The organism is Rhizobium sp. R634, from assembly GCF_002211305.1.
In the GTDB taxonomy this organism is placed as follows: domain Bacteria; phylum Pseudomonadota; class Alphaproteobacteria; order Rhizobiales; family Rhizobiaceae; genus Rhizobium.
In genome coordinates this window covers 132,016-151,971 of the sequence record NZ_LOKW01000026.1, presented here as the reverse complement: position 1 = coordinate 151,971, position 19,956 = coordinate 132,016, and the positions used below count along the sequence as shown (strand labels likewise).

18 protein-coding genes and 1 pseudogene are annotated in these 19,956 nt (G+C 62.7%); 14 read left to right on the top strand and 5 right to left on the bottom strand.

The features are described from left to right. The first annotated feature begins 55 nt into the window (after positions 1 to 55). The gene (gene tmk, locus ATY77_RS26060) at positions 56 to 739 is read left to right on the top strand and encodes a dTMP kinase (protein ID WP_088689447.1); all 684 of its coding nucleotides are present in this window, start codon (positions 56 to 58) and stop codon (positions 737 to 739) included. Then, a complete protein-coding gene (locus ATY77_RS26055; RefSeq protein WP_088689446.1) occupies positions 732 to 1,757 on the top strand; it encodes a DNA polymerase III subunit delta' in 1,026 nt (341 codons plus the stop codon). Before tmk ends, ATY77_RS26055 begins: the two co-directional genes overlap by 8 nt. Here the strand turns inward: ATY77_RS26055 and ATY77_RS26050 are convergent, their stop codons facing one another. Next, complete coding sequence (locus tag ATY77_RS26050; protein WP_088674355.1) at positions 1,758 to 2,546, bottom strand: sulfite exporter TauE/SafE family protein; 789 nt, start codon at positions 2,544 to 2,546, stop codon at positions 1,758 to 1,760. It lies immediately after the preceding gene. Positions 2,547 to 2,780: 234 nt separating this feature from the next. Here ATY77_RS26050 and metG point away from each other — a divergent pair, with 234 nt between their 5' ends. The 3 genes from metG to ATY77_RS26035 are packed head-to-tail and all read left to right on the top strand — an operon-like array spanning position 2,781 to position 5,946. Next, entirely contained in the window at positions 2,781 to 4,331 is a 1,551-nt protein-coding gene (gene metG, locus ATY77_RS26045) for a methionine--tRNA ligase (RefSeq protein ID WP_088689445.1), read from the top strand. 4 nt (positions 4,332 to 4,335) lie between these two features. Continuing rightward, complete coding sequence (locus tag ATY77_RS26040; RefSeq protein WP_088689662.1) at positions 4,336 to 5,118, top strand: TatD family hydrolase; 783 nt, start codon at positions 4,336 to 4,338, stop codon at positions 5,116 to 5,118. A gap of 3 nt (positions 5,119 to 5,121) precedes the next feature. Further along, complete coding sequence (locus ATY77_RS26035) at positions 5,122 to 5,946, top strand: MBL fold metallo-hydrolase (RefSeq protein WP_088689444.1); 825 nt, start codon at positions 5,122 to 5,124, stop codon at positions 5,944 to 5,946. Positions 5,947 to 6,032: 86 nt separating this feature from the next. On the opposite strand, the gene ATY77_RS26030 is transcribed toward ATY77_RS26035, so the two are convergent. Continuing rightward, positions 6,033 to 6,638, bottom strand: coding sequence for a TerC family protein (locus tag ATY77_RS26030; protein WP_088674359.1), 606 nt, complete (start codon positions 6,636 to 6,638; stop codon positions 6,033 to 6,035). 252 nt (positions 6,639 to 6,890) lie between these two features. On the opposite strand from ATY77_RS26030, the gene ATY77_RS26025 reads away from it, so the two are divergent. The 3 genes and pseudogenes from ATY77_RS26025 to ATY77_RS33315 form a co-directional block, all read left to right on the top strand. Next, positions 6,891 to 7,550 (top strand): hypothetical protein, encoded by a 660-nt coding sequence (locus tag ATY77_RS26025; protein ID WP_088689443.1) that lies wholly within the window; start codon positions 6,891 to 6,893, stop codon positions 7,548 to 7,550. Between the two features lie 65 nt (positions 7,551 to 7,615). Continuing rightward, a complete protein-coding gene (locus ATY77_RS26020) occupies positions 7,616 to 7,981 on the top strand; it encodes a hypothetical protein (RefSeq protein ID WP_088689442.1) in 366 nt (121 codons plus the stop codon). 413 nt (positions 7,982 to 8,394) lie between these two features. Beyond that, positions 8,395 to 8,522 (top strand): annotated as a pseudogene (locus tag ATY77_RS33315) (IS30 family transposase); the annotation flags it as partial. Between the two features lie 376 nt (positions 8,523 to 8,898). Here the strand turns inward: ATY77_RS33315 and ATY77_RS26010 are convergent. Beyond that, positions 8,899 to 9,117 (bottom strand): hypothetical protein, encoded by a 219-nt coding sequence (locus ATY77_RS26010; RefSeq protein WP_088689440.1) that lies wholly within the window; start codon positions 9,115 to 9,117, stop codon positions 8,899 to 8,901. Between the two features lie 300 nt (positions 9,118 to 9,417). On the opposite strand from ATY77_RS26010, the gene ATY77_RS26005 reads away from it, so the two are divergent. Together ATY77_RS26005 and ATY77_RS26000 are read left to right on the top strand one after the other, a co-directional pair. Beyond that, on the top strand, positions 9,418 to 12,663 hold the full coding sequence (locus ATY77_RS26005; RefSeq protein ID WP_088689439.1) for an adenylate/guanylate cyclase domain-containing protein: 3,246 nt from the start codon (positions 9,418 to 9,420) through the stop codon (positions 12,661 to 12,663). A 73-nt stretch (positions 12,664 to 12,736) separates the two neighbouring features. Further along, positions 12,737 to 13,423: a peroxiredoxin-like family protein gene (locus ATY77_RS26000; RefSeq protein ID WP_088689438.1), complete on the top strand. Its 687-nt coding sequence runs from the start codon at positions 12,737 to 12,739 to the stop codon at positions 13,421 to 13,423. 29 nt (positions 13,424 to 13,452) lie between these two features. On the opposite strand, the gene ATY77_RS25995 is transcribed toward ATY77_RS26000, so the two are convergent. Further along, entirely contained in the window at positions 13,453 to 14,961 is a 1,509-nt protein-coding gene (locus tag ATY77_RS25995; protein WP_088689437.1) for a winged helix-turn-helix domain-containing tetratricopeptide repeat protein, read from the bottom strand. A 137-nt stretch (positions 14,962 to 15,098) separates the two neighbouring features. Here ATY77_RS25995 and ATY77_RS25990 point away from each other — a divergent pair, with 137 nt between their 5' ends. The 4 genes from ATY77_RS25990 (at position 15,099) to ATY77_RS25975 (ending at position 18,594) form a co-directional block, all read left to right on the top strand. After that, on the top strand, positions 15,099 to 16,265 hold the full coding sequence (locus ATY77_RS25990) for an MFS transporter (protein ID WP_088689436.1): 1,167 nt from the start codon (positions 15,099 to 15,101) through the stop codon (positions 16,263 to 16,265). A gap of 106 nt (positions 16,266 to 16,371) precedes the next feature. Next, positions 16,372 to 16,863, top strand: coding sequence for a MarR family transcriptional regulator (locus ATY77_RS25985; protein ID WP_088689435.1), 492 nt, complete (start codon positions 16,372 to 16,374; stop codon positions 16,861 to 16,863). Continuing rightward, the gene (locus tag ATY77_RS25980) at positions 16,860 to 17,540 is read left to right on the top strand and encodes a GNAT family N-acetyltransferase (protein ID WP_088689434.1); all 681 of its coding nucleotides are present in this window, start codon (positions 16,860 to 16,862) and stop codon (positions 17,538 to 17,540) included. Before ATY77_RS25985 ends, ATY77_RS25980 begins: the two co-directional genes overlap by 4 nt. 85 nt (positions 17,541 to 17,625) lie before the next feature. Then, complete coding sequence (locus ATY77_RS25975; RefSeq protein ID WP_088689433.1) at positions 17,626 to 18,594, top strand: substrate-binding domain-containing protein; 969 nt, start codon at positions 17,626 to 17,628, stop codon at positions 18,592 to 18,594. 73 nt (positions 18,595 to 18,667) lie between these two features. On the opposite strand, the gene ATY77_RS25970 is transcribed toward ATY77_RS25975, so the two are convergent. Further along, a complete protein-coding gene (locus ATY77_RS25970) occupies positions 18,668 to 19,933 on the bottom strand; it encodes an ABC transporter substrate-binding protein (protein WP_088689432.1) in 1,266 nt (421 codons plus the stop codon). Positions 19,934 to 19,956: the final 23 nt, after the last annotated feature.

The window sequence follows — 19,956 nt, the reverse complement described above, 5'->3', positions numbered from 1 at the left end:
CGGATAGATAGAAGGAACGAGGCGCATATGGCGCCTGGAATGCGGGAAGCTGTCATTGTCGTCCGGTACGGGATTGTTCGTTACGTTTGAAGGCGGGGAAGGCGCTGGGAAATCCACGCAGATCCGCCGCCTTGCCGAGGCGTTGAAAAGCGAAGGCCACGACGTGCTGGTGACGCGGGAGCCGGGCGGATCGCCCGGCGCCGAAGCCGTGCGCCACGTGCTTCTCTCCGGCGCCGCCGAAGCCTTCGGCACGCGCATGGAGGCGATCCTGTTTGCGGCAGCGCGCAATGACCATGTCGAAGAGGTGATCCGGCCTGCACTTGCCGAAGGCAAGGTCGTGCTCTGCGACCGCTTCATGGACTCCTCCCGCGTCTATCAGGGCGTCACCGGCAATCTCGAGCCGGAGTTCATCGAGACGCTGCAGCGCGTCGCCATCAACGGCGTCATGCCGGATTGCACCGTGATCCTCGACATCCCCGCCAGGATCGGATTGGAGCGGGCACAGAAACGCGCCGCAGCCGATGGTCCCGACCGCTTCGAAAAAGAGCAGCTCGAAACGCATGAGAAACGGCGCGAAGCCTTTCTCGATATCGCCGCCCGCGAGCCCGAGCGCTGCCACGTCGTCAACGCTCTGCAGACGGAAGAGGCGATCGCCGCCGAGATCCTGGCGATCGTCAAGCAGCTCAGGTCGTCGCCCGCGGGCCATGCCCGCACACCGGAAGCCGCCCACCATGAATGAGGAGAGGCCCGGACTGCTCGACGGCGCGATCTGGCCGGCGGAAAATACCAGGCTGTTCGGCCATGAGGAGGCGGAGGCATTTCTTGCCCAGTCCTACCGGTCCGGCAAGGGCCATCACGCCATACTGATCGAGGGGCCTGAAGGCATCGGCAAGGCGACGCTCGCCTTCCGCTTCGCCAATCATGTCCTCTCCCATCCCGATCCCCAGACGGCGCCGGAGACGATCGGCGATCCCGACCCGGCTTCGCCCGTCAGCCGGCAGATCGTCTCCGGTGCTTCGCACAATCTCCTGCACCTTGCCCGGCCGGTGGACGAAAAGACCGGCAAGGTAAAGTCGGCGATCACCGTCGACGAGGTGCGGCGCGCCGGCAAGTTCTTCTCTCAGACCTCAGGCACCGGCAACTGGCGGATCGTCATCATCGATCCGGCCGACGACATGAACCGCAATGCGGCCAACGCCATCCTGAAGATCCTGGAGGAGCCGCCGAAGCGAGCGCTGTTCCTGGTGCTCTCGCACGCGCCGGGACGCCTGCTGCCGACGATCCGCTCCCGCTGCCTGCCGCTGAAACTGGCGCCGCTTGCCGACGACGCGCTCATTGCCGCCCTTGGCCATCTCGGCATCTCGGGTGAGGGCGGGTCGGTGCTTGCCGCCGCCAAGGGCAGCGTCGGCGAAGCCCTCAAACTCTTGAACTACGGCGGCGGCGAAATCATCGCCGCCTATGACGAGATGCTTTCATCCGAAGGGCCGGGCGCGCGCAAGGCGATGCATCGATTGGCCGATGCCCTGTCCGGCAAGGAAAGCGACACGATCTTCGATTTCTTCGTCAGCCATATCGGCGACGACATCATGAACCGCGCCCGTGCGGCCGCGGCTGAGGGGCAGATCGCTGCTGCGGAGCGACTGGCACGGCTCTATTCCGAAATTACCGAGCGGCTGACCGTTTCCGATGCCTACAACCTCGACCGCAAGCAGACCATCATCAGCATTCTTTCCGACATCAAGCAGCCGGGCCTCTGATCAGCCGATCAACAGCTTCGATGCGACGACTGCCAGCGTCACGGCAAGGACGATACGGATGGTGCGTTCGTGCAGCTTCGGCGCCAGAAGGCTTCCGGCGATGATGCCGGGAATCGAGCCGATGAGCAGGGCAAACAGCATCGACCAGTCTATCTCGCCGATGAACCAGTAACCCATGCCGCCGATCAGGGTCAGCGGCACGGCGTGGACGATATCGGAGCCGACGATCTCGCGCACATCGAGCCTGGGATAGAGGACCAGCAGGATGGTCACGCCGAGCGCGCCTGCGCCGACCGAGGTCAAGGTGACGAGGACGCCGAGAAGGAACCCGAGGACGACGGTGAAGGCGACGATAGTCGCCGGCTTTGGCGGCGTGCGGTCACCGATGGCGCGACGCGCCATTTCGAGTATCGGGCCTCGGAAGACCAGCATGATCGCGGTCATGACGAGAAGCCAGCCGAGCGCGGTGGTGATCGTGTTCGTCACGCCGATGCTCTTGCGGTCGACGCCGGCCAGCAGCCAGAGCATCAGCAGGGCGGCGGGCACGCTGCCGGCGGCAAGGCCGCCGACGATCTTCCAGTTGACGCGCCCGTGCATGCCGTGAACGGCCGTGCCGGCCGTCTTGGTGATCGCCGCATAGAGAAGATCGGTGCCGACGGCGGTGGCGGGATGGACGCCGAAGAGGAGCACCAGCAGCGGCGTCATCAGCGAGCCGCCGCCAACGCCGGTAATGCCGACAAGGGCCCCCACAACCAGGCCCGAAAGCGAATAGAGAGGCTCGAAAGTCAATCAAGCGTCTCCGACGGCGCACGCCCACGGCGATTCCGGTAGATGAAAACTGGCACTGCGTTCTTGTCCCGCCCTCTTTTCCAAAACGGGTAGATTGCGTGAGAAGCTGAGTCAAGTTCACGCTCCCCAAGTCTCGGAAATCATCGACGACTGGAAAGTTGAGGTTTCGCTTGACGGTGACATGCGCTAAGAGCGGCTGACCATTTATATAGAGTAAGCCGGACATTGGCCGCCATGACAGACAAGACACCTTTCTACATCACCACCGCGATTTCCTATCCCAACGGCAAGCCGCATATCGGCCATGCCTATGAGCTGATCGCGACAGATGCGATGGCGCGCTACCAGCGCCTGGACGGCCGGGACGTGTTTTTCCTGACCGGCACCGACGAACATGGCCAGAAGATGCAGCAGACCGCACGCGCAGAGGGAATAACGCCTCAGGCGCTCGCCGATCGCAACTCCGGCGAATTCCAGGCAATGGCGAAGCTGCTCAACGCTTCGAACGATGACTTCATCCGCACCACGCAGGAGCGTCATCACGAGACGTCGCGCAACATCTGGAACCTGATGGCCGATAGCGGCGACATCTACAAGGACAGCTATGCCGGCTGGTATTCGGTGCGCGACGAGGCCTATTACCAGGAAAACGAAACGGAGCTGCGCGCTGACGGCGTGCGCTACGGGCCGCAGGGCACGCCTGTCGAATGGGTGGAAGAGGCAAGCTACTTCTTCAAGCTTTCCGAATACCAGGACAAGCTGCTGAAGCACTACGAAGAGAATCCCGACTTCATCGGTCCGGCCGAACGCCGCAACGAGGTGATCTCCTTCGTCAAATCAGGCCTCAAGGATCTCTCGGTCTCGCGCACCACCTTCGACTGGGGCATCAAGGTGCCGAACGATCCGGCCCATGTCATGTATGTCTGGGTCGACGCGCTCACCAACTACATCACCGCGACGGGCTACATCGAGGACAGGAACGGTCCCAGGGCGAAATACTGGCCGGCTGATGTCCACATCATCGGCAAGGACATCATCCGCTTCCACGCGGTCTACTGGCCTGCCTTCCTGATGTCGGCGAAGCTGCCGCTGCCGAAGCGCGTCTTTGCCCACGGCTTCCTGCTCAACAAGGGCGAGAAGATGTCGAAGTCGCTCGGCAACGTCGTCGATCCCGTCAATCTCGTGAACCATTTCGGCCTCGACCAGGTGCGCTATTTCTTCCTGCGCGAAGTTTCCTTCGGTCAGGACGGAAGCTACAGCGAAGAGGCGATCGGCACGCGCATCAATTCCGATCTCGCCAACGGCATCGGCAACCTCGCCAGCCGCTCGCTGTCGATGATCGTCAAGAATTGCGACGGCAAGATCCCGGAATGCGGGCCGCTGACCGACGAGGACAAGGCAATGCTGGCGCAGGCCGACGCGCTGCATGCCTCGACGCGCGAGGATATGAGCAAGCAGCTCATCCACCGGGCGCTCGCCTCGATCATCGCTGTCGTTTCGGAGGCCGACCGCTACTTCGCCGGCCAGGCGCCGTGGGCGCTGAAGAAGACCGATCCGGCGCGCATGGGCACGGTGCTTTACGTCACGGCCGAGGTCGTGCGCCAGATCGCGATCTTGCTGCAGCCCTTCATGCCGGAATCGGCGGGCAAGCTGCTTGATCTCGTGGCAGCGCCTGATGACAAGCGTGACTTTGCCGCGCTCGGCGAAGCGGGCCGCCTCGTTGCCGGGACCGCGCTCGAAGCACCGGCGCCGGTCTTCCCGCGCTATGTCGCTCCGGAGGCCTGAATCCGTGCTGATCGATACGCACTGCCATCTTGATTTCGCCGACTTCGAGGCGGAGCGCGACGAGATCGTCGCGCGCGCCCATCAGGCCGGGGTTAAACAGATGGTGACGATCTGCACGCGGGTGCGCAAGCTCGACGGGCTGCTCGCCATCACCGAAAAATATCCTTCCGTCTTCTGCTCGGTCGGAACGCATCCGAACAATGCCGGCGACGAGCTGGACATCCAGACGGACGACCTAGTGCGCCTCGCCAATGCTCATGAAAAGGTGGTTGCGATCGGCGAGGCGGGCCTCGATTATTTCTACGATACGCAGAAGCCCGAGGACCAGCAGACCGGCTTTCGCCGGCATATTGCCGCCGCCCGGCAGACGCAGCTTCCGCTCGTCATCCACAGCCGCAGCGCCGACGAAGACATGGCCGACATCCTGGTCGAGGAGACAGGGAAGGGGGCCTTTCCCTTCATCCTGCACTGCTTCTCGGCTGGCCCCGAACTGGCGAGGACAGGCGTCGAACTCGGCGGTTATATTTCTTTCTCGGGCATCCTGACCTTCCCGAAATCGGAAGAGCTGCGCGATATCGCCAAGACCATCCCGCATGAGCGGCTGCTGGTGGAGACCGATGCGCCCTATCTCGCGCCGAAGCGCTGGCGCGGCAAGCGCAACGAGCCGTCCTATGTGGTGAACACGGCCGAAGTGCTCGCCGATACGATCGGCCTTTCCTATGCCGACGTCGCGCGGATCACGACGGAAAACGCTTTCCGCTTATTCTTGAAGATGCCGAGGATCTAGCGCGTGCTCTATCGGCGGCGTTTCACCATCCTCGGCTGTTCGTCGTCACCGGGCGTCCCGCGCATTACCGGCGACTGGGGCGCCTGCAATCCCGACAATCCAAAGAACCGGCGCACACGCGCCTCGTTCATGGTGCAACAAATCGGGCCTGATGGTGGTGTGACAACCGTCGTCATCGATACGGGGCCGGATTTTCGCGAGCAGATGATCAGGGCAGGGGCCGACCATGTCGATGCCGTGCTCTACAGCCATCCGCATGCCGATCATATCCACGGCATCGACGATCTGCGCGGCTATTTCCACAATACGCGCCGCCGCGTGCCAATCTTTGCCGACCAGTTTACGATGGACAGGCTGCGAGATGCCTTCGGCTATTGCCTGGAAACGCCGCCCGGCAGCAACTATCCGCCGATCGCGCTGCCCATCGTCATCGAAAACCTCGATGAACCCGTCGAAATCCGCGGTCCGGGCGGCCGGATAAAATTTCATCCCCACATTCAGCAGCACGGGGATATTCATTCGCTCGGTTTCCGGATCGGCGATGTCGCTTATTGCAGCGATATCAGCGATTTCCCGCCGCAGACCGTCGAGAAGCTTCAAAATCTCGACGTGCTGATCATCGACGCGCTGCAGTACACTTATCACCCCAGCCATCTGTCGCTGGAACAGTCGCTCGACTGGATCGGCCGGCTGAAGCCGAAACGGGCGATCCTTACGCATATGCACACGCCGCTCGACTACGACGCGGTGATGGCGCAGACGCCGGACCATGTGGTTCCGGCCTATGACCAGATGAGCTTCGAGACCGAGTTCAGGACCGAGGGCTGAACCTACGACATCGCGTACAGGCATCGGCCCGTTGCACCACGCACGGGGCGTCAGCCCCGTAGCGTCATGCACGCCGGCTCGTTTTATTACACGTACGGCATAATCTCGACAGCGCCGCGATAGATCATGTCGAGCGAGACGTAGAGGATGATCAGCAGGCCGACATAGGCGATCCAGCGGTGGTTGTTGAGCAACCGTGCGATCAGGTTTGCAGCAAGGCCCATCAGCGCGATCGACAGTCCGAGACCGATGATCAGAACGCTCGGATGTTCGCGTGCTGCGCCGGCAACGGCGAGCACGTTGTCGAGCGACATCGAAACGTCTGCGATAACGATCTGGGTGGCAGCCTGGAAGAAGGTCTTTTTCGGCGCGCCCTGGGCGCCCGCCGATTCGTGATGCTCGCCATGGCCGGCGCGAAGCTCACGCCACATCTTCCAGCAGACCCACAGGAGCAGCAGGCCGCCGGCCAGCAGCAGACCGACGATTGCCAGCAGATATACCGCGACGCTGGCGAAGAGGATGCGCAGAACAGTCGCGGCCAGGATGCCGACGATGATCGCCTTGCGGCGCTGTGTAGCTTCAAGGCCCGCAGCGGCGAGACCGATGACCACGGCGTTGTCGCCGGCGAGAACGAGGTCGATAGCAATGACCTGCAGCAAAGCCGTCATAGCGGCTGCCGAAAAGAAATCCATGATGAATTATCCCCGATACGTTGAAAGCGTGCTAGCGCCTCGAAGGTTTGACGTCAACCGCTGACGGCCCGCATCGGGCAGCGCAATCCACGAGACTTGGTATCCGAAGCAGAATGGCCAAGTTATGGAACCGCAGGCGAGGGCGGCTGCTCGCTCGTCCTTCCGTGGAACATTCACCGCATCCGCCGGTTTTTCGAGTCAGGAAGCCAGACGTCTATTGCGGCTGGATCTGCACATCGAGAGGAGAGTCCCGTGAGCAGCATTTACAACGATACCAATCCGGCCTTTTCAGGTCCGACGGGCGGCAGCAGCCTTGCCGCGTTTTTCGATAGCCGGTCAGAAGCCGAGTCCGCCGTTTCACGTCTTGAAGACGCCGGCGTGCCGGTCGCACGAATACGGCTGCTGCCGGGATATGAGGCCGACGGAAAAAATGCCGGCACGATGAGCGACGACCGCAGCGGCTTCTTTGACGCGCTGGCAGATTTCTTCTTTCCCGAAGAGGATCGCGCGGTCTATGCCGAAGGGCTGCGGCGAGGCGGCTTCCTCGTCCAGGTCAATGATATCGATGACGCGCTCTATGAGACCGTCCACGATATCCTGGACGACGAAGGCAGCATCGACATGGATGAGCGGGCGGATCTCTGGTCGTCCGAAGGCGCATTCCAGGGTGCCTCGAATACCGGCTATGCCGGGTCGGCCCATGGCGGGAAAGCCTCGGAAAATCTCGCCGTATCGGAGAGCGCATTCGACGATCCGCGTCCGATCGCCACGCGCGATACCACGCATGGAAGCGCCAAGGTGCGTGCCTATACCTTTACCGGCCCGGCGCCTTCGACCGATGCCGACCGGCAGTCGCAGAGCCAGTCACAAGGCGGATCGCAGCAGAGCCAGGGTTTCCGGCGCGATCACTAATGTTCACGAGGCCGTGCGGTAATGCGGGGCCTCAATTCGTCCTGCTCGCATTCGAGGATACGTCCATGCAATCATCCATCAACCGCCACGGCTTTCCGCCTGATCCCGATGAACTGATCGCCGAAGGCGAGCCGCCTTTTGCCGATGCCGCGAGCGACAACGCCGACGAAAGCCTGGCTGCTCTGCGGCACGAGGTAAGGCTGCTGCGCGCCCGCATCGGCATGCTGCGCGAAGATGCGGAAGCAGCGCTGAAAGCCAAGGCGACGTCGATCGATGCAAACGCTCACGTCCAGCTGGGAGACTATCCCTGGGCAAAGCTTGCGCTGGCAACAGGCGCTGCCTTCGTTGCAGCCAGGATCATCCGAAGCCTTCCGCTCGGCGTCGTGCTTGCCGGCTTGGCGGGGCATATCTCGGATGCCAGACGGCGGTGACAGGTCGTGTGCATCGAACGTCGTGTGCGATGCGCATGGCAACCGGAAAGAATTCGGCACGTTTGGCCGGCCAATTCAGGGCAGGATGCTGTAAACACTCGCGTATCCGAGCGCGCATTAATGTTCCATAATCTATCTTATGCGATATTCTGTTGTAGCGGCTATTTAGTAATGCGACAGTTGGGCCAGTTAGAGATGCGACAGTCTCGCCTCTCGACGTGCTGGTCAATGCCAACGTTGGGAGCAAGGATGACGACCTTCAGCCTGGTCGAGACCATGAGCGGTCGGAGTCGTGCTGTCCTGTTTGATCACCATGTCGCAGAAAGAATTGCATCGCCTCGAAGTTGTTCAGAAGATCCGTGATCGACGCCTGAGCGTCGTCCAGGCGGCTGAGGTGCTCGATCTCAGCCGCACTGTGGCGGCACCTGCCAGAGCGGCGTGCGAGACGCAGATCGCGGCATGCCGCCGGCGTCACGGTCGCCGCTTCAACCCGGAACTCAACATCCTTCATCGTCCCGATACTGTCGCCGAGCGCAAGCGGCGGGTTCTACTTTCAAATGCAACGAGAAGAATAATGGCCACGATTTTAGGAGGACGGGATGGGCCACTCTTATGGATGAACGTCGCGTCATCGCGCGGATGCATGAGAAGGAGATCTGTCAGGCAGAGATTGCCCGCGCTTCGTCGTGACCGCTCAACGATCTGTCGGGCGTCGGAACTACTGGCATGATCGCGAGCTTCCTAATATAGCGGCTAGTTCTCGGCCGTTGCCAACGATATCACCGACCGGCGGTCGACAGGCAGGCCGATCGCTGAACCACCCTGTTCCGATACACCCTCACTTGCTGATTTTCGATAGCGGAGGCGAAGAGCAGCGCCCTCACCTCACCGCTCCGTCTTCCCAACCCATGGCGCGGTCAGCTTGTTCGCCCGAGTGTCGACAGCGCATCATATAGCCTAAGGGTCGCCAGGGCTTTCGTCGCCTCTTCGGGAGGCCACCCAGCCTCCACGGCAGCGGCAAGAAGCGCCGACTCCGTCTGCATTTCCAGCTTTTCGTACAGCGGCTCGAGAGCCTCGCGGGCTGTAACGACGTGTTCATCAGGTGGCGTCACCTGCGTCGCTGCGAACGTAGGCATGAAATCCTCCTCTTCTTAACACCGAAGAGCGACAACGCGGAAAGCATGGACTTGTTCCGCATGCGATTGCTTTTTCTCACAATTGCAGCTGCAGGTAGTTTCCTCGCGCGCGAAGCCGCCGTAACAAGCAAGAGAAGTTGCCTGGATGGAGTGGTAAAGGAGGTATCCGAGCCCCGGCCTCGATCCGCCGCTCGTTTAATGCTTGCGGGCGCGAAGCAGCAGGTTCATGCTGGTCGCCGTTGAGGCCCATTGGTTGCGGCTGAAATAGCGCAACGCATCGGGTTTCGTGAGACGCGTCCGATGGAATGCGCCGGCTGCGGTTTCGATATTCAGAGCGATTTTGCCTTCTGTCCGCGGTGCGGCGCAAGGCAACCGCTTTCCTGTGCTGCCTGCGGCTACCCCTGCCAGCCCGATTTCGCTTTCTGCCCAAAATGCGGCGCTTCGATATCAGGCAAAGTCCAACCTGCATCGAAGCCGAACATTGTCACGATACAGTCTAATTCGGACGGCGATGCCGACCGGCGGCCGGTGACGGTTCTCTTTGCCGATCTCTGCGGCTTCACGACGCTGAGCGAGCAGATCGATCCCGAGGTCATGCGGGTGCTGCAGAACGAATTGTTCGAAGAGATGACGCAGGCGGTCGAGGCTTATGGCGGCTTCGTCGACAAGTTCGTCGGCGATGCGCTGCTGGCGCTGTTCGGTGCGCCGGTTGCCCATGAGGACGATCCAGTCCGGGCGCTGAGTGCCGCCCTCGATATGATCCGTCGAGCGACCGAAGTCGGCGATCGCTGGCATACGCGTGCCGGCGTGCCGCTGCGTCTGCATATCGGCGTCAACAGCGGCCCTGTCGTGACCGGCGGCTTCGGCGCGGTCAGCACAAAGTCCTACTCCGTGACCGGCGACACGGTTAATACCGCACAGCGGCTGCAGTCCATGGCCGGCGAAAACGATATCCTCGTCGGGCCGCTGACCTATCGCCTCACCCGCCATGCCTTTGCCTTCGACAGTCTCGGCGCGCAGACGCTGCGCGGCAAAAGCGGTAACGTTCTCGTCCATCGGCTGACAGGGTTGCTGGAAGCGCCGCATAGAGCCCGCGGGCTCGAAAGTTTCGGCCTTCAGGCGCCGATGATCGGACGGGACGCGGAACTCACGCGGCTGCTCGCATGCCTCGATCTCGCCTGCGGCGGCGCGGCGCAGCTTGTCCGCTTGATCGGCGAAGCGGGCATCGGCAAATCGCGGCTGGCGAACGAATTCGTGACGATTGCCGGCGATACCGGCCGCTTTGCGGGCCTCGCCATCCGCAAAGCTACCTGCTCCCCCCTCGGCGAACAATCCTATGGTACGCTCGCCGCCGTTGTGCGCAGCGCCTACGGCATCGGCGAGCGGGACGATCCCGACAGGACGCGGCAATTGCTGGCGACCGGCTTTCGTGCGCTCGACCTCACCCAGGATGACGTCGAGGGACTTTTGCCCCTCTTCCTGCACGTCCTCGGCCTCGGCGATCCCGATGGCACGCTGCGGTACATCGAGCCGGAGCAGTTGCGGCGGCAGATCTTCTATGCTGTTCGCACCGTCTTTGAGCGGCGGCTGGCGCAAGGCCCGCTGCTGCTCGTCATCGAGGATCTGCATTGGGCAGACGCCGCCTCGCTGGAAGTGCTTCGCTTCATGATGGACCGGCTGGAACGCAGCCGGCTGATGCTGCTGGCGATCTACCGGCCGACATCGCAAACCGACCCGCTGAATTCCGATCGCGTCAGCGTCACCGTACAGCGTCTCGGCCCGCTCGCTGCGGCCGACGGGCAGAAGCTGCTTACCGCCTTTTTCGGCGAAAGCCATAGCAAGCTGCCCGTCGCCATGCGCAGGCGCATCCTCGAGCGCGCCGGCGGCAATCCGCTTTTCATCGAAGAATTCCTTCGAGGGCTGATCGACATGGGCACGCTGCGCAATGACGGTCAGCGCTGGCATGTTGCCGCCGAGGATACGGATGTCGATATTCCGGTCAATCTGCACGCCTTGCTGCTGGCCCGCGTCGATCGTCTGCCGCAGGAGATAAGACGGTTGGCTCAGGAGGCGGCAGTCGTCGGCCCGAAGTTCGATACCGCCCTACTCCGCACCGTCGCAACCGATCCGGCCGCCATCGACGCCGCACTGGATTATCTCTGCGATGCCAACATCGTCGAGGAACTTCGCGGTCCCAGTGCCGGTCAGTCACGGGGCTATCGCTTCAGCCAGACGCTGATGCACGACGTCATCTACCACAATCTCCTGCAGCAGCGGCGCATGGAGCTTCATCGGCGGGTCGGCCAGGTTCTGGAGCGTCAATATGGTGAGGCGCCCGACCGGCCCGAGCATCTGGCGCAGCTCGGCCACCACTTCAGCCTGACCACCGAAAAGGCCAAGGGGGCGGCCTATCTGATGGCGGCCGGCGATCTGGCGCGCAAGGCCTACGCCAATGACGATGCAATGCGCCTCTATCGTCAGGCGCTTGCAGCCTTCGCGGACGAGGCGAAGGCGCCCCCGGAGCAATTGGCGCTGCTCGAGCGTCTTGCCGATCTCTGCGGCCCCGCCGGCCTGCGCGAGGCAGCGCTGAACCACTATCAGCGCGCGCTGACGATCCACCGCAGCAAGGACGACCCGATCGCCGCGGCGAGGATATTGCGCAAGATCGGCCGCTTGCACCTCGATGCAGGCCGCCGCGATCAGGCGGAGACGCATTGCGCCGAAGCCGAAGCGATGATCGCAACGATCGATGCGCCGGTCGAGCGGGCACATGTCCTGCAGGAGCGCGGCCATCTGGCCTTCCGCATGGGGGATCAAGCCGCTGCCGCCGAATGGGCGACGCAGGCGCTGCAATGCCTGCAAACGCTGCCGATCGACGCAACGACCGAGGCTGGACGGGAGACCGCGCGGGCAATGGCGGAGGCGCTGAACACCAAGGGCGCTGCCTTTGCGCGGCTTGGACGCCGCCGCGAGGCGGTGCAGGAGGTGGAGCGCAGCCTTTCCGTCGCCGAAAAGGCCGATTTGCAAAGTGCTGCCTGCCGCGCCTATTCCAATCTCGGCGTGCTCTACACGATCGTCGACCCGGCCACCGCCATCAGGATCTGCCGGCGCGGACTGGAGGTTGCCACCCGTATTGGCGATCTCGGCTTCCAGGCGCGCCTTCTCGCCAATCTGGCGGTTTCCTGCTGCACCTTCACCGACCGTTGCGCCGCCGAGGGCGTGCCGGCAGCGGAGAAGGCCGCCGAGATCGACCGGGCGCTCGATCAGCGCGACCATCTCTCCGTGCCGCTGATCGTCCTCGGGCAGATTCATCAATGCCATGGGCAGCCGAAGCTAGCTCGTAAGTATTACGAGGAAGCCCTTGAGGTTGCGAAGGAAATTGACGAGCCGCAACTGCTCTTTCCGTGTTATGATGGCTTGGCGACGCTGAGCCTCGAACATGACGATATGGACGAGGCGGAACGGTATTTCACGCTGGCACAGGATGTGTGCATGCGCCACAACCTCGACCCCGGCACACTCGTCGTCTTGCCGTTTCTCGATTGAGCACCCGCGCCGCGAGGTTCGCTCGATATCGATTAGATCAAGCGATTCAGACAGATAAACGGAGGAACGAACAATGCAGGAGAACCACGCCGATAGACCACTACAGCCTGGAGATCGCGCGCCGAACGTGGTGCTGGATGCGATCACCCGCCAGGGCAAGATCGCCATCGACGATTTCCGCGGCCAAAAGCCGGTGTTCGTCGGCCTGTTCCGCGGATTGCATTGCCCCTTCTGCCGCCGGCAGATCGCCGCCATGGCCGAACTTACCGATGCGTTGCAGGAGAAAGGCATCGACAGTCTGACCGTCGTCAATACGCCCATCGAACGCGCCCGCCTCTATTTCCGCTACCACCCGCTTCCCAATCTGCTGGCGGCCTCTGACCCGGAACGGGTATCGCACAAGGCCTTCGGCCTGCCGATGCTTCAGATGACCGAGGCCGAGAATGACTGGCCGCGTAAAGTCAGCAGGAGCACGATGATGTCGACGCGCATCGACATGCCCGGCGAGCTTCCAGCACCCATGGACCTGATGGCGGCGGTGGAATACCTCGATAGGGCGGACGGCTATGAATTCACCGAGGATGACAGGCAGATGATCGCCACCGGCGAAGGACAGCTCGTTGGTGAATTCCTGCTTGACCGCGATGGAGTCGTGCGGTGGTCCTTCACCGAAGTCGACGACGGAGGCCGCCACATGTTCGGCGCCCCCGCCCCTCGGGAGGTGATGTCGGCAGCGTCGAACATGGCGGTCTGGCACTGACGATCGTTTGCTGGGCCGCTCTCGGAATTCTATTCCGGAAGACCGGCTTTGCTATAGCCATCGACAAAATGGTCGAGCGTGCGGGCGTCGCGGAATGGCTCCGTCTCAGCCCAATGACGCGTCGAAAATTGCGGATTGGCGACAAGGAACAACTCGGCCTCGGCGCGCGCTTCATCGAGCCGGCCGAGTTGGGCGAGGCTTGCCGCCAGGAAGCGGCGTGAGCTCGTGTGATAGGTCTCTTCGCTGCGAAGCGTTTCGACAGCGGCTTCGTATTGCCCGGCGGCATATTGCGCCTGGCCGAGGGTCAGATAGTACCAGCTTGCCGGAAACGGGTTTAGCCGGAAAGCCTTGCGAATATGCTCAAGCGCCTCCTCGACCCGCCCGGCCAACACGGTGATGTCGGATAGTGCCGCGAAGGTATCAGCTTCGTTCGGGTCGAGTTCGATTGCCCGGGCGAATTCGACATCCGCCTCGGCGAAGCTGCGCTCATAGGCAAGCAAGTAGGCCAGAACCCAGCGGCAGCCGGCGTCGTTGGGGTCCATCGCCACCGCCTTGCGTGCCAATTCCAGCGCAAGGCGTCGGGTCGCATCCGTCGGTCCGCCGCTATGGACCCATCCCATCCAGTGGTTCATGGCAAGCCAGCGATAGGCCTCGGCATAATCGGGGTCCAGGGAAATCGCCCGCGTCAGCATCAGATGCGCTTCCTGAGCGGCCTGCGGGGCATCATCCATCAGCTTGCGCGCCCGAACGCAGAGATCGTAGGCTTCGAGGCTTTTCGGCCGTTTGCGCGGCGGCGGTGCGCGCAGCCGGCCGAGCAAGGCCTCGACGATCTTGGCCGTCACCTCGTCCTGAACGGCGAAGATATCGTCCAGGCTGCGATCGAAGCGTTCTGCCCATAGGTGATCGCCGCTCACCGCGTCGACCAGCTGGGCGTTGATGCGGACGCGCCCCGCGGCGCGTCTTGTACTGCCTTCCAGCAGGTAGCGCACGCCAAGCTCCCCGGCGATCCCGCGCACATCCATCGCCTTTCCCTTGTAGGCAAAGGCCGAATTGCGGGCGATGACGAAAAGACCCGGCACTCTGGAGAGATCGGTGATCAGGTCTTCCGTCAGCCCGTCCGCGAAGGATCCCTGCTCTGGATCGTTGCTGATATTCAGGAAGGGCAGCACGACGATCGACGGCTTGTCCGGCAGCGGCAGAGTTTTTCGCTTTGCGCCGGCGTGCTGATGTGTGGCGCCCGTAAAGCGGTAGCCGATGCGCGGAACAGTGGTGATCCAGTCGCCGCCGCCGACGGCAGGACCAAGCAGTTTGCGCAGCTGCGCAATCTGGACGGTGAGATTGCCTTCCTCGACCGCCATGCCCGGCCAAGCCGCATCCATCAGCTCCGCTTTGCCGAGAATTTCACCAGGCCGTTCGACAAGCGCCGCGAGCAGCTTTATGCCGCGATGGCCGACGGCAACGGGCTCATCGTTCCGAAGGAGCGTCCCCGCATCCGGATCAAGCACGAACGGACCAAAGGCAAAATGCGATCCCTGCATAGAGCGAATCTATAGTCCGTTTGGAAGTTTTTGAGAACTTTTTGGGAGCGCTTAATTACGCCACCCCCTGTCTCCGGCAAAATCCATACTCCTGCAGGTCGAAGGCTCTGCCCTCCTAGCATCCCGAGGATATCAGCATGACTGCCGCAAGCATGACATCACCGAGAGAGGAACGGATCGCATGGGCTGCCATGGCCGGGATCATCGCCACCGTGACGGTGTTCGCCGTTGCCCAGGGGCTGACCTATCCGTTGCTCAGTTTCATCCTGGAGCGGCAGGGAACGGCATCAAGCCTGATCGGCGTATCGGCAGCGATGACGCCGCTGGGTTTCATCCTGTCCGCACCGTTCATTCCGATGCTTTCGCGGCGCCTGGGCGGCACGCGGCTGGCGATCGCCTGTTCGATGCTCGCCGCCCTCGCCCTGGTCGCAATTGCCTGCACAAGGGACGCCCTGATCTGGATACCGCTGCGCCTCCTGCTCGGTTTCTTTGCCAATCCACTTTATGTGGTCAGCGAAACCTGGCTGATCTCCATCACACCGGCGCCACGTCGGGGCCGCATCATGGGCCTCTATTCATCGATCGTTTCCGCGGGCTTCGCGCTCGGTCCGCTGTCGCTCCGCCTTGTCGGCACCGAGGGTTGGCCGCCCTTTCTGATCGGCATTGCCGCATTCCTTCTCTGCGGCCTGGTCGTGCTCGCGGTCTCCCGGCGCCTGCCGGATATGCCTTGGGAAGGCGAAGCAGCATCCGTCGGCGGCTTCTTCAGGCAGGCGCCGCTCCTGCTGTTTGCGGTCTTCACTGCCGCCGCCTTCGAGCAGATCCTGCTTTCGCTGTTTGCGGTCTATGGTGCGGCACTCGGCAGCGCCGAGGGGCGCATTGCTTCGCTCATCACCTGTTTCATCGCCGGCAATGCCATGCTGCAGATCCTCCTCGGGCGCATTGCCGAACAATCGGGTTCGACGCGGACCATGCTGGTCTGCGTCCTGGTTTGCCTGAACTGCTGCCTTCTACTGCCGCTCACCTTCGACACATGGCTCGTCTGGCCGCTGATTTTTATTTGGGGCGGCGTTTCTTTCGGGATCTACACACTGTCGTTGATACAGCTCGGCGAACGCTTCACCGGTCAGATGCTCATCGCCGGCAACGCGGCTTTCGCTTTTGCATGGGGCATCGGCGGCATCGTCGGCTCACCCGCCGCGGGACTGGTGATGCAGGCAATCGGGCATCAAGGCCTGCCCTCCTTCCTCGGCCTGCTCAGCTTTGTGTTGGCGGTTTTGCTGGTGGTTCGGAGACGGCGGCCCTGATCAGGGCATTTGCCGCGCCCCACCCTGCCCCTGGCTCCGGCCCTGCAAAGAATTGCCCCTCAATATATAACGCGTTATATAACAACCAATCAAATGGAGGATCGCCATGGTCGAGGATGTGGTCCGGGCGCTCGGATTTCTGTGCATGGGCAGCCGCCTGCGGCGGATCGGCGAGAGGCTGCAGGCCGATACGCAGCAGATCATCGATGCAGCCAGTCTCGGCATCCAAGCGGGCCAGTTTCCGTTTCTCGCCGCGATCGACCGCGCCGGGCCGCTGACGATCGGCGAACTTGCGCAGGCGGTGGGCATCACCCAACCCGGCGCAACCCGTACCACGGGCCAGCTTCTCGAACTTGGCTTCGTCGATATGCAGCCGGCACCGGATGATCAGCGCCGCAGGCTGGTCTCGCTGACTGAGAAAGGACAGGAACTGGTCGACGATGCCAAGAGATCGGTCTGGCCGCGTGTCACGGCAGCCGTTGCGGATCTCTGCGGCAATCTCGACGGGCCGATCCTCGAACAGCTCGCAGCCATCGAGGACCGGCTTGCACAGGCGCCGCTCAAGTTTCGCGGCGCGGCCAAGGAGGAAATAGGATGAGGCATGTTCTCGACCGGCCGATCTGGAGCGCGCTGGAAACCGCGCATGCGGATCTTGCCGAAGGCAATAGGCACGCGCGGCGATACCCGCCTTCAATCGTCCCTTTCGCCGCCTCCGCCGACGATACGCCGGAGAGCCTCGGCGCCCTGGAGAATCTGCCCTCGCCAGATGAAAGCATGTTTCTCGTTGAGGCCGGACCGATCGCAATACCGCCGGGCCTTTCCGTCACCACGGAAGCATCGGTCGTCCAGATGGTTGCGGCGCGACTCCATGAAAAGATATCGGACCCCCGCATTCAGCCGCTGACAGAGGCCGATGCTGCCGACATGCTGGCTTTGGCGACATTGACCAAACCGGGGCCGTTCACGCTGCGAGCCCAGAGCCTTGGCAGCTTCTGGGGGATCAAAAGCGAAGGCCGCCTGGTGGCGATGGCGGGGCAGCGGATGCGACAGACAGGCTTCATCGAGCTCAGCGGGCTCTGCACCCATCCCGATTTCCAGGGACGCGGCCTCGGCACCCTGCTCTTCCGCTTCGTCGCCGGCGAGATCGCGTCAAGCGGCGATACTGCCTATCTGCACGCCTACGCGGCAAACAGATCGGCGATTTCGCTTTACGAAACCCACGACTTCACCGTCCGCTCGCTGATGAATATGCGCGTGGTCAAGCGCCGCTCCTGACCGCACCTCCGCCTGGGCTGTCAGATCACTGTCATCGAAAGCACTTAAGGGATTGCGCCTTGCTGCTATCAAGGAGACGTTTTCGATGGCGACATTGGAGCAGGTCGCTTTCCGGGCAGGCTGTTCGCTGGCGACAGCAAGCCGCGTTCTCAACCGCAACGGGCCCGCCAGCGATCTGATGGTGCGCAAGGTGCGCCGGGCCGCCGCCGAACTCGGCTATCATTCCGCCGGCCGGCTCGGACGGCGGCCAGTGGTCGGCGTGCTGATCCCAAGCATCACCAACCCGGTCTTTGCCTCGTCGCTGTCGAGCATCCAGAACCGCATGCTGGTGGCCGGCCACGGCGTGCTGATCGCCCAGTCGAATTACGATCCGGCGCGCGAGGCCGATGCCGTCGCGGCACTCCTCAACGACCGGCCGACCGGGCTGATCCTCACGGTCTGCGATCCATCGACCAGCGAGGCGCTGCTCGCCCGGCTGCCGCCGACGGTACTCCTTCACAACCTGCCGACAGCGCAGTTTCCGGCGGCGGTGACCGCCGACAATCGGGGCGCAGGGCGTGAAATCACAACTTTCCTGATCGGCATGGGCCATCGTCGGATCCTCTTTCTTTCCGGCAATTTCGCCGCCTCCGACCGCGCGCGCCTTCGCTACAAGGGTTATCTCGATGCCATGGCGGAAAGCGGGCTGCAACCGCTCGATGCCGTGCAGATCCCGTTCGTCGGCGGTTATGACCAACTCGATCTCAGTGCTGTGATGACCTCGCTTTCGCCGACGGCGATCATCGCTTCCAACGATCTGCTGGCGCTCGGCGTCATCGGCGCACTGAAACGCGAGGGACTTTTGGTACCCGGGGATGTTTCGGTCGCCGGCTTCGACGGCATCGCCATCGGCCGGCTGATCGATCCGCCGCTGACGACGATCGAAATGCCCGACGCCAGCATGGGTGCGACGGCCGCTTCGCTGCTCCTCGACATGGCGGAGAATGCCGCCCCTGCCCGCCATCTCGATGTCGCCTATACGCTGCGCCGCGGCGGCACGGTGCGCGCCATCTGAAAAGCCAGGAAAAGAAGAGGCCGCCACGCGCTTGGCGTGGCGGCCCCTATCCTGTTGCCTGCGGGGAAGCCGATCAGCTGCGCGGCAGCATGCCCTCGACATCGGCGGCCGCGTCGTCAAGCGCTTCCTTCGGATCGGCCGACTGGTCGACGATGCGCGAGAGATTGTCGACGATCGTCTGCGTGACCTTGACGCCGTTGGAGCCCGGGAAAGCATACCAGGGGATCATCACCGGCATCTGGCTGAGGCCTGCCTGGAACAGCGGGTTCTGCTTGTAGAAATCGCCGAGATATTCGGGCGACTTGGCGGCAAGCTCGTTGTTCGGGACATAACCGGTGCCCGGCACGACCACCGAGGCGCCATAAGGGCCTGCGGCGAATTTGGCGAACTTCCAGGCGGCGTCCTGCTTGGCGGCGTCGTGCGTCAGGATGACGACCGCGTTGCCGCCCGTCGGCAGGCGGCCGTTCACCGGATCGATCAGCGGGATCTTGGCGGTGCGCAGATCGAACTTGTCACCGACATTCTTGATCGTGTTGCGCAGCGCGCCCGTCGTCTGGAATTCGAAGCCGACCTTGCCGGCCGCGAAGGCCTGCTCACCGGCAGGTTTGGTGAAGACGGGCATGCCGCCTTCGGTGGCGAGACGATGCAGAACTTCGACGGCCTTCTGGCCTTCCGGACCGTTGAAGGCGACCTTGCTTTCATCGTCGCTCAGCATCTTGCCGCCGGCGCCGAAGAGCAGCGCGGAAAACATCCAGTCGTCGCCCTGCCAGCGGAAATCGATGCCGTCGACGCCATTGCCGAGCGCCTTGATCTTGCCGCCGAGCGCGATGACCTCATCCCAGGTCTTCGGCGGATTGTCGGGATTACCGCCGGCTGCCTTCACGAGATCGGCGTTGTAATACATGATCGGGTTGGACGTGGCGAAAGCGAGGCCGACCTGCTTGCCCTTGACCTGGGCGAGCTTGAGGATCGTGTCGGAGAAGCCCTGCTCGGCCATGTTGCCGTCCTTCTGGACGAGCGGGCCGAGGTCGACGGCGACGTCGCGCTCGTCGAGCATGCGCAGGCGGTTCAGGCCGATGAAGGTGATGTCGGGCATTTCGCTGGTGCCGGCCTGGCGAAGGATCGTCTGGATGCCTTCCTCATAGGTTGCCGAGGGGCTGGCGAACTGGATCTTGATGTCGGGGTTCTCTTCCATGAACTTCTTCGAGATCGTGTCCATCACGTCCTTGAAAAAGCCCGGCATCGGGTAGTGAACCGTCAGCGTCGTCTCGGCACGCGCGGGGAGCGCGATTGCCAAGGATACGGCCGCTGCGGCGAGAAGCTGGGTGATATGTTTCATCGCTCGTTCTCCTGGTTGAAGCC

What these genes read in the sequence shown, in the direction of transcription:
- ATY77_RS25970 (WP_088689432.1), bottom strand. Translation starts at nt 19,933, where the DNA reads ATGAAACATATCACCCAGCTTCTCGCCGCAGCGGCCGTATCCTTGGCA.
- ATY77_RS26000 (WP_088689438.1), top strand. Translation starts at nt 12,737, where the DNA reads ATGCAGGAGAACCACGCCGATAGACCACTACAGCCTGGAGATCGCGCG.
- ATY77_RS26005 (WP_088689439.1), top strand. Translation starts at nt 9,418, where the DNA reads ATGGAATGCGCCGGCTGCGGTTTCGATATTCAGAGCGATTTTGCCTTC.
- ATY77_RS26030 (WP_088674359.1), bottom strand. Translation starts at nt 6,638, where the DNA reads ATGGATTTCTTTTCGGCAGCCGCTATGACGGCTTTGCTGCAGGTCATT.
- ATY77_RS25975 (WP_088689433.1), top strand. Translation starts at nt 17,626, where the DNA reads ATGGCGACATTGGAGCAGGTCGCTTTCCGGGCAGGCTGTTCGCTGGCG.
- ATY77_RS25995 (WP_088689437.1), bottom strand. Translation starts at nt 14,961, where the DNA reads ATGCAGGGATCGCATTTTGCCTTTGGTCCGTTCGTGCTTGATCCGGAT.
- ATY77_RS26010 (WP_088689440.1), bottom strand. Translation starts at nt 9,117, where the DNA reads ATGCCTACGTTCGCAGCGACGCAGGTGACGCCACCTGATGAACACGTC.
- metG (WP_088689445.1), top strand. Translation starts at nt 2,781, where the DNA reads ATGACAGACAAGACACCTTTCTACATCACCACCGCGATTTCCTATCCC.
- ATY77_RS25980 (WP_088689434.1), top strand. Translation starts at nt 16,860, where the DNA reads ATGAGGCATGTTCTCGACCGGCCGATCTGGAGCGCGCTGGAAACCGCG.
- ATY77_RS25990 (WP_088689436.1), top strand. Translation starts at nt 15,099, where the DNA reads ATGACTGCCGCAAGCATGACATCACCGAGAGAGGAACGGATCGCATGG.
- ATY77_RS25985 (WP_088689435.1), top strand. Translation starts at nt 16,372, where the DNA reads ATGGTCGAGGATGTGGTCCGGGCGCTCGGATTTCTGTGCATGGGCAGC.
- ATY77_RS26020 (WP_088689442.1), top strand. Translation starts at nt 7,616, where the DNA reads ATGCAATCATCCATCAACCGCCACGGCTTTCCGCCTGATCCCGATGAA.
- ATY77_RS26055 (WP_088689446.1), top strand. Translation starts at nt 732, where the DNA reads ATGAATGAGGAGAGGCCCGGACTGCTCGACGGCGCGATCTGGCCGGCG.